Consider the following 15,078-nt stretch of genomic DNA (forward strand, 5'->3'; position numbering starts at 1 on the left):
ACATGCACAACGAAAACCCAAAACCATTCCAATGGACCGCTACGCCGGATTCCATCTTCGAGAAAATGAACCACTCGATTTCTTAAGTGAATTTAACTCGCGGGACACTAGCCGCTTAATCGCCGACGAAAGCACTTTCATCGTTTTGGCGAACGCGTCCCCAAATCAGGCGGAAACTGGGCGCATAGTTGCGGCGATCCGCGCGAATGAGGGCATCCAGCTCATCTGGGGCATACCATGCTCCAGAGTCGATTTCGACGGGATCGAGTGTCATTTCTCCATCCCACGTGAGGCTATAAACCTGGACAAACTCCTCTCCGGTATAGCGACAAGCAGGGTGCTTAAAGAGCAAATCCATTTGTTCAATTCCTGAAACATGGATACCCAATTCTTCGCTAATCTCACGAACGGCAGCAATGTCGTAATTTTCTCCAGAATCCACGTGACCAGAACAAGACGTGGTCCAGACGCCAGGCATCTGATCCTTGTTCATCGAACGCTTTTGGAGAAACAGCTGATTTTGACTGTTCCAAACTAAAATGTGGACGGCTCGGTGGCGCAACCCTTCGGCATGTACCTGGTAACGCGGTGCCTGGCCAATGACGACATCCTGTTCATCGACTACATCAAACAGTTCTTGGGGGGAAGAGGGCATTATGAGTGAATATGACATTATAGGGGCAAAATGTTCCTTATGAAGCGTTTAATAAATATCTTAGTATCATATACCGTAGATTCGTTTATTGCAGTTCGAATATCGCAGTTCTCATGCCAGTTCACCAAATTATTCTTGCCTCACTCAAGGCCGACACACAGTCTCTGCGGCTTGATTAGATTTTGCTATGGAAGTTATTCGAGCTGATAGTGCTGGCTTTTGCTGGGGAGTTGAACGCGCCATTGACATTGCCGCGAAATTCGCTGCTGAAGGTAAGCGTCCGGTCTATACCGATGGCCCCCTGATTCACAACAAACAGATGATGGAACGCCTTGAGGCGACCGGCATCAAGGAAGTCGGCGACTACCAAAGCAAGTCCGACCTGACCGTTTCCGATCAGGACCGCGAAAGCGGCGTACTCGTCGTCCGCGCTCATGGCATTTCCCCGGATCGCCGCGACTACCTGAAAAGCCTCGGCATGAACTTTAAGGACGCAACTTGCCCGGACGTCGGCATCATCGCTGGCAAGATCAAGATGCACGCCCGCAAGGGCTTTGCCACCGTGATCTTCGGCGACCCAAAGCACCCGGAAGTAATGGGCCTCATGGGCTACACCGAAGGTCGAGGCCACGTCGTCAAGAACGATGAAGACATCCGCAGCCTCCCCGACACTATTGGCCCTCAAGTCTGCATGGTTTCGCAATCCACAATGTTCACTGATGAGTTTGAGCGACTTTCCAACATTCTGAAGGAGCGCTTCCCAGATGCGAAGGTTTTCGACACCATTTGCGGCGCCACCAAGGAACGCCAAAGTGACATCCATGTGCTCATGAACAACGGTGCCCAGGCGATTGTCGTCGTAGGGGGCCGTCACAGCGCCAACACCAAGAAGCTTGCCGCGCTTGTGGAAAAGACTGGTTTGCCCGCGTATCACATTGAGACTGTCGCCGAACTCGACATTGCCCACCTGGCCCAGAGCTACGCCAAAGTCGGCGTAACAGCGGGTGCGTCGACCCCAGAATTCCTGATTAAGGAAGTCGTAGAGCAGCTTCAAATCGCCTGATTTGGCGTATCGGCTTACGGGTATAGCTTGTCAATTAGCCGAAAATCGATTTTAAAAAGACATTTTCAGGCGTCGGGTCTGCTATTTTGGCACGAAACACGGTGTCTGTGGTCTTAGGAGCGCATCATGTCCGAATTTGACATTACCAGCCTGATCAAAGAACGAGCAGGCGAGAACTACGATTTACACGAGCAGCATGTGAACCGCACGCTGGTCAAGGTATTACGCACTATTGGTTTCGACAAGGTTTACGCCCGCGCCAAGGGTTCATACCTGTATGATGCTGAGGGCAATGACTACTTGGACTTCCTCAGCGGATACGGCGTCTACAACATTGGTCGCAACCACCCGCTAGTCGCCAAGGCGATTAAGGATGTGCTTGATCAGGACCTCTCCAATATGGTCCAGATGGACTGCGCGCTCCTTAGCGGTTTGCTCGCGGAAAAGGTAGTGGAGATTACGCCCGAACACCTCGACGCCGTATTTTTCTGTAACTCAGGCGCCGAAGCCGTTGAAGGCGCGCTGAAATTCGCACGCGGGGCCACTGGAAGAAAACGCATTCTGTCACTTGCTGGCGGCTACCACGGGCTGACGCTTGGCGCCCTCTCCTTCACCAACAATGGAAATTTCCAAGAAGGCTTTGGCCCACTGCTACCGGGGGCAGAAAAAGTCGGCTATGGCGACCTGAATGAGCTTGAAGACAAGCTACGCCAAGGCGATGTCGCGGCGTTCATTGCTGAGCCTGTGCAAGGAAAGGGTGTTTACTGGCCGGAGGAGGATTACTTCCCTCAAGCGCAGGAGCTCTGCCGCAAATACGGCGCACTGTTCATTATGGACGAGGTCCAGACGGGCTTTGGGCGAACCGGCAAAATGTGGGCACTCGAACACTGGAACCTCGAGCCCGACATCCTCACGATGGCTAAGGCAATTTCTGGCGGTTATGTCCCTGCCGCAGCGTTTGTCACCCGCCGCGAAATTCACCAGAAGGTCTTTAACCGCCTTGACCGATGCGTCGTCCACTCCACCACATTTGGGCGCAACAATCTCGCCATGACGGCGGGCTTGGCTACAATCCATGTGCTTCAGCAGGAAAACCTCGTCGCCAACGCCGCTTGGGCCGGCAAAGTCATTGAAGAAAAGCTCATTGAGCTCAAGGCCCGCCACGAGCTGATTCAGGATATACGCGTCAAGGGCTGCATGGTTGCCGTCGAGTTTGGCGAACCGCGCTCCATGAAGATGAAGCTCGCCTGGAAGGGCATTCACGCCGTGGACAAGGGGCTATTCCCGCAAATGATCGTCACCCCGCTTATGACCAAGCACCGCGTGTTGACTCATGTTGCCGGGCACAACTTGGATATCATCAAGGCGCTGCCGCCGCTCATCATTGGCGAGCCGGAAATCAACCGCTTCATCAACGGTCTCGACGACGTACTCCAGGACTGCACGCGCCTGCCCGGACCTATGTGGGACTTTGGCCGCAACCTCGTTCAAACAGCCATCAAGCAGCGTAAATCCAAAAAGCTCGCCCCCGCCTAACCAACCAACCAACCTCCGGTTGGATCGGAGAGATTTTTGCCAAGCATACGAACCAGCGTCCCAATGGATCGGAGAGTTTTGCTACGCAAATGGCTTTGCAGACTATATGTTTGCTTAAGCAAACGTATGCATGGATAAGGAATTCCGATGATTCCCCGATTCAATTCCGCCATCCAGCCCTTGCTGGATGAATTGGTAGCCGAGGGCGGCGAACGCGGCCTTCAAGTCGCAGCCTACGTCGACGGCCAGCTCGTGCTCGATGCCTGGGCCGGCGTTGCAGACAACCGCACTGGGGCCGAAGTCAGCGCCGACACCTTGTTTCCGGTTTTTTCCGTGACCAAGGGAATGGTCAGCACGGCTCTGCATTTGCTCGCAGAGCGCGGGCAACTGGACTACGAAACACCGGTCGCGAACTACTGGCCTGAGTTTGCCGCCAATGGCAAGGCCGCCGTCACCGTGCGCCAATGCATGAACCACACCGCCGGCCTTTACCGCATGCCGCACGATCTCGACCATGCAAAGCTGGCCGATTGGGCATTCATGGTCGGCGCCATTGCCGCCCAAGCCCCTACCTACACGCCCGGCGAACGGCAAGTTTACCATGCCATGACCTACGGCTGGATTTCGGGTGAAATATTGCGCCGAATTGATGGCCGGGACTTTAAGCAATTTCTCGCCGAGGAGCTCAACGCGCCACTGGGAATTGAAAACCTCTTTTGTGGCATCCCTGAAGGCATCGATGAGCGTATTGCCTGGCTGGAAGAAACCGGCGCCGAAACGCCAGACAACCTCGGCAACGGCTCAGTCCCAAATTGGCTACAGCCGCTACATGCCTGGATGAATCGCGACGACGCGCGTCGCGCCTGCATCCCCGCCAGCACTGGCGTCATGTGCGCCCGTTCGATGGCGCGCCATTACGCGGCATTGATTCCCGGCGGTGTGGATGGCGTTGAGCTGCTGCCGACGAGTCGACTCGCGTTGGCCAACGAGCGCCAATGGCCCAGGGACCGCGAACACGCGCTGAAATTTGGACTGGGCTACGCGTTGGGTGGCGATGACTCCACCTATGGTCCCAACCCTCACGCTTTCGGTCACGGTGGCTATGGTGGCGCGATTGCTTTTGCGGATCCCGATGCCCGACTCGCGTTTGCTTTGTGTAAGAACCAACTCAACGTGGGCGACAACACCAAGCGCATCATCACCGCCTTCCGAGATCTACTCGATAAAGAGCACTGAAGAGGCCAGTTCGCAACCACCGCCAAGACGCGCTCGTTGGACTCTGAGGCACATCTAATACCACCTCTCACTTGTGTTGAGAGGTGGTATTAGATGTTTACCAACGCCCGATGGATAGCCGCCTTCAATTGGTTGCCTGCACGAAACGCACATACGCGCGAGCCGCAAATCAATCATTCTCAGAGGGCGTCCAACTCAAGTGGTCTTCGCCGACTCGATCAGACTTTTTAGCCCCCCTATGGTAACACGCTAGTTAGTGAGCTGAGGCAACAGGTGCGCTACGATCAGGGTTTTTCCGCATAAAAGTGACCAGCGGCAGTGCGAAAACTAGAGCCAGTCCAAATATCGTAAAAATCCGATCAAAAGCAATGCTGGTTGCGATCTGATGCGAGGTCTGTTGTAATAGTTCGGTTGCAATGTAGTGGGCAGTCGGGTCATTAATTCCCTCACGATGTAGCGTGTCCATCACTTGCTGCCCAATATAAGTCAGCTCCGGCGAACCACTGCTAGCGGCGTCAACAATTACCGCCTCAAACTGACCTTGCATTGTGCTGAGCACCGCCGCCGCCACTGCCACACCCACACTGGCTCCGAACTGACGCGTCAGGTTCAAGAGTCCCGTAGCGGAGGCATGTTTATCGGGCGTTAAATCGGCCACGGCGAGCGCATTGAGCGGCACAAAAATCATCCCGAGCCCAATGCCGCGCAGGAGCAGCGGCCAGGTAAAGGCGGTGTCCGGCGTGAGCGCGTCGAAGTAGCTGTAGCGCCACATCGCATAGAGGAAAATGGCGACGCCAAAAAAGATCAGCACGTAGGGATTGCAGCGGTGAGAAATCTTGCCCACGACAAACATTACGAGACTCGTCCCCACTGCGACGGGCAGCATGATCATTCCCGTTTCAAGCGCCGTGTAGCCCATCAAATCCAAGAGTAGGAGCGGGGTCACGAAGACAATCGCTAGCGTGCACAGCGCCTGCACAAAAGTGAACAGACAACAGGCGGTGAACTGCAAATTTCCGAAAATACGCAGGTCGACCACGGGGCTGTCGAAGGTCATTTCGCGCCAGACAAAAAGGCCTAGGCAAAAGAGCGTCAGCCCGCCGAGTTCGAGGCCCGAAATCGAGCTAAACCAGCCGATTTTATTACCGTCCTCGAGCAGCATTTGGCAGGCGCCCAAGCCGACCGCGAGCAACACTAGACCAAGGAAATCAACCTTCTTCACCTTCTCGCGGTACTTGGAATCCGGCACCAGAAGCACGACCATGACCAGCGCCAAAATACAGATGGGGATATTGATGTAAAAGATCCACGGCCAGGAAAGGCGCTCGGTTAAATAGCCACCCAGCACCGGGCCCATCGCTGGGCCGACCATGATCCCCATGCCCCACAACGCCATTGCCCGCGAGTGCTCCCTCGGTGGAAAAACCTCATATAAAATTGCCTGAGACGTCGCGACCAGCGCGCCACCACCGATCCCTTGCACGATGCGCCAAAACACCAGCGACTCCAATGTGCTTGCATGCCCACACATGAAGCTGGCTATCGTGAACATCACGAGCGAGCCTGTGAAATACCGCTTCCGCCCAAAGAGCGAGGCCAGCCAGCCCGTCAGCGGGATGATAATCACGTTCGATAAAATATACCCTGTCGATACCCACGCAATCGCATCTAGTGACACACCAAGGCTGCCCATCATCTGCGGCACCGACACATTGACGACTGACGTGTCCAGCCCCTCGACGAGCGAGGCCAGCGTCACTGCCAGCGCTATCCAGTAGCGCCGCGGGTCAGCAGGTTGTTCGTCATTCGCCATTGGCTTCAGTCGCCGCAGGCTCGGCTGGATCTTCCTTTTTCTTGGGCTGCGGCGCCGCGGTTTCCCCGTCGGTGTTGGCGTCAGCCGCGGTCTTCTTGGGATTATTGCCGGGCTGCGCCTTTTCGCGCGGCTCGATGGCAATGGTGATCTCTGCGCTCATCCCCGGAACGAGTTTCTCGATGCGCTCCTTGGTTTCATCGAAGCGAATCATAACTGGAATCAGCGCCTCGACCTTGATGAAATTGCCACTGGCGTAATTGCGCGGGATGATGCTGAACTGGTTGCCAGCCGCTGGCGAAAGGCTCTCGACGACGCCCTTAAAAGTAGTGCCAGGAAACGCGTCGATGGTGATGTCCACCAAATCACCGATATCGATGCGCTCAAACAGCGTTTCCTTAATATTCGCAACAAGCCACTTTTCGTCCTGCGAAACAACGGTCATCAAATACTGGCTTTGCTCAACCGTTGTGCCGGGGTTGACCTGTAACTGCGCCACGTGGCCACTGATCGGCGCTTTGATCTCGGTCGACTCAAGATTAACCTTTGCTTGGGCAAGTTCGGCCTTGGCCTCCTGCAAATTGTAATCCAGCAGCTGCGCATTGGCCATCGCCTCCTGCACTTGCTGCTGTGCGGCGTAGGCTTCCTTTTGCAGAGTCAAGAGCTTGGCGTTGGCTTGTTCGGACGTTGCCTTGGCCATATCCATTTGAGCTTGAACGAAAGCGGGGGAATTTTGGTTGCTTTGAATGCGGGTAAGCTTGTCGTTAGCGGCATCGGCGCTGGACTGAGCTTCGGCCAGTTCAGCCTGAATCACCCCCAAGTTTGCTTTGGCCGTAGCGAGTTTGGCTTGGGCCAGCCCACCACCCTGCCTCTCCTTGGACTCTACACCCTTTTGCGCAATCAGGGCATTCACGTTGGCTTGAGCGCGGTCGACTTCCAACTTGTAATAGCGGTTTTCCAGTTGGGCCAACAAGTCGCCCTCAACGACTGGTTGGTTATCCAGTACGGTCACCTCGGTCAACCAACCTCGTTCAGGCGCGAGAATCTTAATCATCTTGCCCTGAACCATCGCATTGTCCGTGACAATGTGAGATGCGTCAAACTGATATCGCTGATACGAATAGATACCAGCGCCAATCAGCCCCAAAACCGCAACCGGCCAGATCAGCCAGTTGAATTTACTGCGCGTAGTAGGAGCTGCGGTTTCCTGCTTAGAATTTTCCGCCATACCAATAGTATGTGCGATAAATAAGTGATACGAGCAAGGTTACATTTCAACCAAACGATGAAACCAAGCAATATTAATCTAGCTTATGCGCCCCCAGAAGACACGCGTATCATATTCCAGTGTGATACGATTTGCGAGCTGGTGCTTCAGGAAGATTTGCTCCAGACGGCGCAGCATCGGCAGGCAGTCAGGATCACCCGGCGCCGGCACGTAAGAACATGACAACAAGCGCCCGCGCAGTTGCTCCCAATTACACTCTTGACGATTCGGGAAAATACGCGACTCGACCGGATTGTCTCCCAGAAATTCTGAGAAGTCCTGACGCGATGGCCCGCGATGATCGACCGCATGGTAATCCGTACCAAACTCTTCCAGCAGGCACTCATAGGCGCGCTGAAAGGACGAGCCATCCATGCGGCGCTGATTCCAAATAATATAAACCCAAGCACCCGGCTTCAGAATGCGGCGAAACTCACGACGCGCCGCCGGGCGATCAAACCAATGGAAGGCCTGCGCCACACATACGGCCTCAAGGGTCTTGTCCGGAAGACCGGTTTCTTCGGCACGGCCATCCCAGCTTTGAAAAAGCGGATAGCAGCGCAGTTGACGAGCGCCCGCTTCACGCATTTCCCGGTTGGGCTCAACGCCAATCACCCGAAAGCCCTGCCGCAAGAGCAGGCGGGAAAATATACCAGTGCCTGCCCCGATGTCTCCAATCGGCGCGCCGGGCTGAAGCCCACATTCATCGCGCAAGATTGCGGCGGCTGCACTCGGATAGCTGGGACGATACTTGATGTAATCATCAACCCGCTGACTAAAACGCTGGGTGGGCTCACTCATGGGAAATTTTTATTTAGGCTATCAGGATTCATACCAGGCGCAAGCCAATCGTAATCTTTGGGAATAAATTTTTCCCGCGGATTCAAGGGAACTCAAACTAACTGAGCATGAGAGCCTTAAACTCTCAAATTCATTCCCTCTTTTCACATAATATTAAACCCCGAAAGCGCACCATCGATTCCAAAGAATATTTTGCTTGCAAGCGCTTGATATAAAACTAAACACTGTTCATCTATGTCGAACACCATTCAGTCCGTTGAGCGAGCGCTGTCGCTTCTAGAACTCGTCGTCGATCGCATGGATGGGATTGGCGTTCGCGAGCTTGCCCGTGAAGCCGAGCTCAAGGCTCCCACTGCACAGCAATTGCTGAAGACGCTACAAGCGCGCGGTTACTTACATTTTAACACCGACTCGCGTCGCTATCACCCCGGCCCATCGCTGGCTAAGCTTTGCCAGCAGATCGACCCGCTCGCCACCCTGCGCGAATCAATCCGCGAACCGCTGAAGGAATTTCATCAGGCCCTCGGCGAAACGCTGATTGCGCAAACGATGATCAATGGCGAGTCGCAGATTCTTCTGGAATATCAGGGCAACCACCCGTTGACCGTTCACCACGGCGAAGTCGTCGTGGAAGATCCGCACATCTGGGCCTCGGGCAGCGTGGTCCTCGCTTGGCAAAGCGCCGACTACCTGAGCCGCTACGCCTCCACGCGTAGCTGGTCACGACAGCGCCAAACCGTCTACGAAAAAACTTTGGCGAACATCCGTGAAGATAAGCTGGCCGAAATGATCGATAACCAAGGCAGCGGCGTCGCCGCACTGGGCACACCCGTCCTAGACCGGCAAGGCGACTTCGTTTGCGCGATCGGCTGCAGCGTCCCCCTCGCCCGCTGGAATGAAGAACGCAGAGCCAGCATGTCGGCCGGTCTCCTCGCCACCGCACAACAAATCAGCGAACAACTTTAAACCAAACCCAACTATGAACATCCCCCGCATCAAACCCCTCACTGCCAAAGTCGGCGTAATCGGCGTTGGCCACCATACCTACTGGGCCCAGTTCGATGGCCTGCTGGACGAAATGCGCCGCAAACAGGACGTCCTCGTCGAGCGACTGGAAACCAACGGCGTCGAAGTCGCGGACTTTGGCCTGGTCGATAACGCCAAGGCCGCCTACGCCGCGCTGCCCGACATGAAAGCCGCCGACCTCGACGTGCTCTTTGTCGACATGGTCACCTACGCAACGTCGTCCACCTTTGGCTGCATCGTGCGCGAAATTAATTGCCCGATTGTGCTCGTAGCCATGCAGCCGCTATCGGCAATGGACTACCCCAACGGCACGACCTACATGCAGCTCTGCAACGACGACTACTGCTCGGTGCCTGAGTTTACCGGCGTCGCCGTCCGCCTCGGCAAGCCCGTGCCTTACGTCATCCTCGGCCATGAAGATGGCGACCCCGTAGTCGACGCCGAGCTCAAGCGCTGGTGCGACATCGCCAAGGCGCGCCACGATTTACGCAAGGGCCGCGTCGGCCTGATGGGCCACGTGCTCGAGTCGATGCTCGACATGCATTGCGACCCTACGATGGTCACTACCGCCTTCGGCTGTCACGTGCCGCTGATCGAACCGCACGATCTCTACCGCCACTACCGCGAAGCCGATGCCGGCAAAATTGAGGAAAAGAAAAAGATCATCCTCAGCTTCTTTGACACCCCGGATCCGATCAGCGACCCGCTGACTGAAAAACTAACTGACGCCGACCTCCACGAAGCCGCCAAGTGCGCCGTCGCGCTCGATGGTTTGATCGAGGAATACGATCTCACTGGCCTGGCTTATTACTACGAGGGTGAAGCAGGCTCGGACATGCGCAAGATGGTCACCAATCTCATCGTGGGCAACTCCCTGCTCCAAGGCGCAGGCTTTCCGATGTGCGGCGAGTTCGACATCAAGAACTGCATTGCGATGCTCATCTTTGATCGCCTCGACATCGGTGGCAGCTTTGCCGAATTCCACCCCGTGGACTTCCAGCAGGACACCGTGCTCGTCGGCCACGACGGCCCGCACCACATCAACATCGCCGAGGGCAAACCCGTCCTCCGCAGCCTGAAGAAATACCACGGCAAGCCCGGCAGCGGCGCTGGCGTGGAGTTCCAGATCAAGGAAGGCCCGATCACCATGATGAGCGTTGGCCAGACTGCGGACGGCCGCTTTAAGTTCGTCATCGCTGAAGGTGAATCCGAGCGTCGTCCGATCCCGCCCACCGGCAACACCAATACCCACGGCCGTTTCGGCAAAGACGTCCGCAAGTTCCTGATCGATTGGGTTAAGGAAGGCCCAACGCACCACTTTGCCTTGGGCATTGGCCACCACGCCGACACGCTCGTCCTCCTGGCGGAAACACTCGGCATCGAAACCGTTGTCGTCCGCAAGGCATAAACTCCCCCAGTTGGCGCGCAGTCGTAATTGGCTGCGCGCCTTCACTTTCTCCTGCAAAGTAACTTTCTAACGCAAAGTTTATGGCACACTCTTGGTTCCCCACCCCCGATGGCTACCGCTGGCGCGACGTGCAGCTCGAAATGTCGCTCAAGCCATTTTTCGATAACACCCCTTCCACCCGCGAAGCCGTGCTCCGCGAAGTCTTCACCCAATGGAGCGCACTCTGTCGCCATGCCGAAAGCATTTCCATCATGCTGTGGATTGCCGACGGCTCCGAGATACTCGAATACGATGGCTGCGACGACACGGAGTTTGAATGGGCCCGCTACCACGGCTCCGCCAACCGCCACCGCAAACTCGAACAAAAGGAAGCAGAGGAAGCCGAGAAAGACCCTGACCTCTCCGGCATTGGCGGACACTTGGTCGACCCCGAAAAGAAAGGCATCCACTCGCGCAGCTATCTTTATCGCGAGAATCCGGCCGTCTTTAACTTTGCCTGGCTGCGCGATTTGGTCGCAGACATCAAGCGCATCGGCGCCGAGCTGACCGGCAAGAAAATCTACGTCGGAGAAACGTTCGACATCGGCCCGGAGTTTGCGAAGTCGCGTTTCAAGTATGAGTGGCACACGGAAATTCTCGGCGATGGGCCCGTCTTTAAAGACGAGTTCATTTCGTGCGAAGCCGAGCTCAACGGCGACGACCGCGCCTACGCCGCCTACCCGAACGGCATTCCCGATGGCACGCGCTTTGGCGTGTTCCTTGGTAAGCAAGCTACGGCGTTTTTCGAAGCGATGGGCTTTGACTTTTTGTGGCTGTCCAACGGCTTCGGCTTTTCATTGGAGCCTTGGGCGTTGGTGGGCGAAGTCTTCGACGGCGCTGATTATCACACCGAACGCGTAGAAGGCATTCAGGAACGCGTGCTGCAATTTTGGAAAGACCTACGCGCGGAGTTCCCGCTCAAGTATCACATCCGCAGCCGTGGCACCAACCTCGCCACCGGCATCGACCTCGGCTCTGACGCCTCGCCGCTCAAGCATATTTACGAAGGCGGCTTTGGCGTCGATGCACCCGTTAATTCTCCCTGGGCTGCGCTCGATGGCGACTTCGGCTTGGAGCTCTCTGGCTGGATGAGTCACATCGCACGATTTCCTGGCGAAACGTTCCGCTTCCGCTTTTACATCCACGATCCATGGTGGATCAATAGCCCGTGGCTCGACCGCTATTCGCGCCAACCTCACGACATCTATTTGCCAGTCGCCATCAGTCGTCTCAACTCTGAAGGACAAGTTGAAATCCCGCGCGACCTCGCGCTGCTAACCGTGGATGACTCCTTCGGACAAATGCCGCTTTCTGTGCCCGCCGAGGTCACGGCATTCATGCTGCGCGCCCGCGAGAAAGCGCCTGATGCGGCGGGGCCATTCCTCTGCGCTTATCCCTTCGACGAGTTCCATGAGATTGCAAAAACACGGCCCGACCTCACGCTGCACGCCGACGCCTACATCGGCGCCGCGATCAACGAAGGCTTGCCGCTCAACACCGTTGTCGACACGAAAGACTTGTCTACCGCATTGGCCAACTCTGGCCAAGAAGACGCCATCATCGTCACTCCGGTCCCGATGCCCGGCAGCAAGCTGGAAGCTGAGCTTATCGAACAGTTGGAAGCCGACGCTGACGTCCTGCTCTACGGTCCGGTGTTGCCCGGTTCAAAGTTTCTAAAGCTACTTGGCTTGGAATTGAGCGAGTCAATCGAAGGAGACTTTGCATTGCAAAGTTCGGAGCTGATTGAGCCCTATCCTGGCAACACGATTCGCCACACCGGCTTCTTGTCCGGCGGCGGCTGGGCGGAGTCCATCGCAGAAAATGCCAATTGCGCTTACGCTGAAGCCGAGCAAAACGGCCAATGTCGCGCAGTCATGGCGATTGCTAAGTTGACTAAGGGTCGCCTCGCCTGGACCCGCGCTTCGCTGAGCACCGGCGAATACAATCCCGACAAGCCGCGCAAAATTAAGGGCCCGATTCTGAAGCCCTTAAACCGCCAGAAGTTCTACCCAGCCGGTCGGCAAATTCGCAATTGCCTGACTGCCTTCGGTTGGCAAATCGACAGCATTGAAACGATCAACGAAGACCGTCCACCTTACCTGACGGCACACCGATTTAAGAACGCGTTCATCGTATCCGGCCACAGCCGCGATCCCAATGCAACGATCGCGGTCAAGCATCCGCTGGGCGCGCCGCTGCGCATCAACCACACGACGCACATTGCAAACGGCGCAGCTCAACTAACAGGCGAAGTTGCCTGGACCGGCGAGGTCCGGATGTTTGCTGACTGCGCTCAAGGCAGCATCAAGGTGCTGGAAGTTCCAGTCATCATGCATGGAGTCTATCGCCGCGTTGTAGTGAGTGGCTGCGAAGGCGCGACGCTGCGCTTCCTTGTGGAGACTGGCCATACAGATAAGATTCGCCTGCTGCTCAACCCGGTCTTCCCCTATTTCGTTGGTGAATTCATAGAGCCGGTTATCGAAAGTACGCCGCATGGCGATGTCATCACCGTGCCCGACGTCACTGGCTCGATTCTCTTCGAATGGTAGTAATTTCAGAATGGCTCATAAAGAGCCATTCTTTTTTGCGTTGACAAGTGGCTAGGCCACTAGCCACTATTCCTAGCATGATTGAAACGCGCAACGTCTACATTCAGCTCATTGAACTCTGCCAACAACAGTTGGCCGAAGGAAAATGGGAGGTTGGCGCGCGCTTCCCTTCTGAGCGCGAATTAGCTGCTGAGTACGGCCTAAGCCGCGCCACCGCGAACAAGGTTCTATCGAAGCTTGTCAGCGAAGGTTGGTTGGAGATTCGGCGCGGCGCAGGCTGCTTTGTGGCGGAGCGCCCCACCTTGTTTTCTGAGCTTCGGCAAATGGACAGTTTTACCGATTTCGCGCGTGCCAACGGATTGATGCCATCTACGGAAGTTACGGCGTTTGAGTCGCTACGAGAAGTCAATGATCACATTGCCGCGAAGCTTCAGCTCAAGTCGCGCGAGCGGGTTATTTCAATTGTGCGCCGACGCCTGCTTAATGGTGTGCCCGTCATTCACGAGGAACGCTGGCTGCCAAGCAAACGCTACCCGCGCCTCAAAGCGAAAGACCTCGAAGGATCGTTTTACGCAATCTGCCGTGAACGCTACAGCCTACATGCAACGCGTGAGGACGCCACGCTCTCAGCGGCAATTCCCCCGCGCGCATCTGACATGAGCGGGCCAACGCTTTGTCTCGATGGCGCAGCCTACGACGCCGAGGACAACCCGCTTTGGCTCCAGCGCCTGCACTATCATGGCGAGTGCTTTGAAATGCGCCACACATCGGAAAACCTATCGGCCTTCCCCCGCATGAGCCTCCGTCTACGCAAAGAGTTTTTGGGTAAACTCGCCTAATCAATTTTCAACCAAGAACCCTCCAACATACTATGTCCCAACCCACCCTCACTGAACTGGCCAAGATGATTGACCACTCGCTCCTGCACCCGACGATGACTGACGCCGATGTGCAGGCCGGCTGCGAACTGAGCCGCGATTACAACGTCGCGACTGCGTGCGTGAAGCCCTACTCGATCCGCCAAGCGCTCGACATTTTTGCCGGCACCGACGTCATGGCCTGCGCGGTCATTGGCTTCCCCCACGGCAACAGCACAATGGGTATCAAGATTATCGAAGCAGAGTCTGCCGCTCTCGCTGGCGCCAAGGAAATCGACATGGTCGTGAACAACGGCAAGGTCAAAGGCGGTGACTGGGATTACGTGCAACGCGAGATCGATCTGATCAACCAGGCGGTCGTCAACGCAGGCTCGATCCTGAAAGTCATTTTCGAAAATGACTACCTGACTAACGACGAAATCATTCGCCTTTGCCATATCTGTAACGAGGTTGATGTCGCGTTTGTGAAAACCTCATCCGGCTACGGTTTTGTGAAGGGCGATGACGGCCAATACAGCTATAAGGGCGCCACGATGGAGCACCTGAAGCTCATGCGCGAGCACACCGCGCCGCACATCCAGATCAAAGCCGCAGGCGGCGTGCGTACGCTGGACGATCTACTGGCCGTGCGCGAAATCGGCGTCACCCGCATTGGCGCAACGGCGACCAAGACCATGCTCGACGAAGCCGTGGAGCGTGATTTCCCCGGCACGTTACCCATCTTGCAAACCGCTTGATGGTAGAAAAGCACAGATTTTCGAAGGGCGGTTCCAATTGGGCCGCCCTTTTTTCGTGATATGGTCATGAAGC

Annotated in this window: 12 protein-coding genes; 8 read left to right on the plus strand and 4 right to left on the minus strand. The window is 56.0% G+C overall.

The genetic code is table 11. The features are described 5' to 3' along the window. Positions 1–115 precede the first annotated feature (115 nt). Positions 116–673, minus strand: a complete 558-nt coding sequence (locus RBB62_RS17735) for an NUDIX hydrolase (protein ID WP_309400525.1) — start codon at positions 671–673, stop codon at positions 116–118. 169 nt (positions 674–842) lie between these two features. On the opposite strand from RBB62_RS17735, the gene ispH reads away from it, so the two are divergent. The 3 genes from ispH (at position 843) to RBB62_RS17750 (ending at position 4,490) form a co-directional block, all read left to right on the plus strand. After that, the gene (ispH, locus tag RBB62_RS17740; protein WP_309400526.1) at positions 843–1,718 is read left to right on the plus strand and encodes a 4-hydroxy-3-methylbut-2-enyl diphosphate reductase; all 876 of its coding nucleotides are present in this window, start codon (positions 843–845) and stop codon (positions 1,716–1,718) included. A 126-nt stretch (positions 1,719–1,844) separates the two neighbouring features. After that, on the plus strand, positions 1,845–3,254 hold the full coding sequence (locus tag RBB62_RS17745; protein WP_309400527.1) for an aspartate aminotransferase family protein: 1,410 nt from the start codon (positions 1,845–1,847) through the stop codon (positions 3,252–3,254). 147 nt (positions 3,255–3,401) lie between these two features. After that, on the plus strand, positions 3,402–4,490 hold the full coding sequence (locus RBB62_RS17750) for a serine hydrolase domain-containing protein (protein WP_309400528.1): 1,089 nt from the start codon (positions 3,402–3,404) through the stop codon (positions 4,488–4,490). 253 nt (positions 4,491–4,743) lie between these two features. Here RBB62_RS17750 and RBB62_RS17755 read toward each other — a convergent pair whose 3' ends face one another. The 3 genes from RBB62_RS17755 to RBB62_RS17765 all read right to left on the minus strand — a co-directional run bounded on the left by RBB62_RS17755 (position 4,744) and on the right by RBB62_RS17765 (position 8,368). Further along, positions 4,744–6,303, minus strand: a complete 1,560-nt coding sequence (locus RBB62_RS17755; protein WP_309400529.1) for a DHA2 family efflux MFS transporter permease subunit — start codon at positions 6,301–6,303, stop codon at positions 4,744–4,746. After that, the gene (locus RBB62_RS17760; protein ID WP_309400530.1) at positions 6,293–7,528 is read right to left on the minus strand and encodes an HlyD family secretion protein; all 1,236 of its coding nucleotides are present in this window, start codon (positions 7,526–7,528) and stop codon (positions 6,293–6,295) included. Before RBB62_RS17760 ends, RBB62_RS17755 begins: the two co-directional genes overlap by 11 nt. Before the next feature lie 78 nt (positions 7,529–7,606). Next, positions 7,607–8,368 (minus strand): class I SAM-dependent methyltransferase, encoded by a 762-nt coding sequence (locus RBB62_RS17765; RefSeq protein ID WP_309400531.1) that lies wholly within the window; start codon positions 8,366–8,368, stop codon positions 7,607–7,609. A gap of 234 nt (positions 8,369–8,602) precedes the next feature. Between RBB62_RS17765 and RBB62_RS17770 the strand changes: the two genes are divergently transcribed. The 5 genes from RBB62_RS17770 to deoC all read left to right on the plus strand — a co-directional run bounded on the left by RBB62_RS17770 (position 8,603) and on the right by deoC (position 15,005). Continuing rightward, entirely contained in the window at positions 8,603–9,334 is a 732-nt protein-coding gene (locus tag RBB62_RS17770) for an IclR family transcriptional regulator (protein WP_309400532.1), read from the plus strand. Positions 9,335–9,347: 13 nt separating this feature from the next. Next, a complete protein-coding gene (locus RBB62_RS17775; RefSeq protein ID WP_309400534.1) occupies positions 9,348–10,802 on the plus strand; it encodes an L-fucose/L-arabinose isomerase family protein in 1,455 nt (484 codons plus the stop codon). Between the two features lie 80 nt (positions 10,803–10,882). Then, positions 10,883–13,390 carry a hypothetical protein gene (locus RBB62_RS17780; protein WP_309400535.1) on the plus strand — a complete coding sequence of 836 codons (2,508 nt, stop codon included), beginning with the start codon at positions 10,883–10,885 and terminating at the stop codon, positions 13,388–13,390. Between the two features lie 77 nt (positions 13,391–13,467). Next, positions 13,468–14,229 (plus strand): GntR family transcriptional regulator, encoded by a 762-nt coding sequence (locus RBB62_RS17785; RefSeq protein ID WP_309400537.1) that lies wholly within the window; start codon positions 13,468–13,470, stop codon positions 14,227–14,229. Positions 14,230–14,261: 32 nt separating this feature from the next. Next, positions 14,262–15,005 (plus strand): deoxyribose-phosphate aldolase, encoded by a 744-nt coding sequence (deoC, locus tag RBB62_RS17790; RefSeq protein WP_309400539.1) that lies wholly within the window; start codon positions 14,262–14,264, stop codon positions 15,003–15,005. Positions 15,006–15,078 lie beyond the last annotated feature (73 nt).

The organism is Cerasicoccus maritimus (assembly GCA_031296935.1).
Taxonomy (GTDB): Bacteria; Verrucomicrobiota; Verrucomicrobiia; order Opitutales; family Cerasicoccaceae; genus Cerasicoccus; species Cerasicoccus maritimus.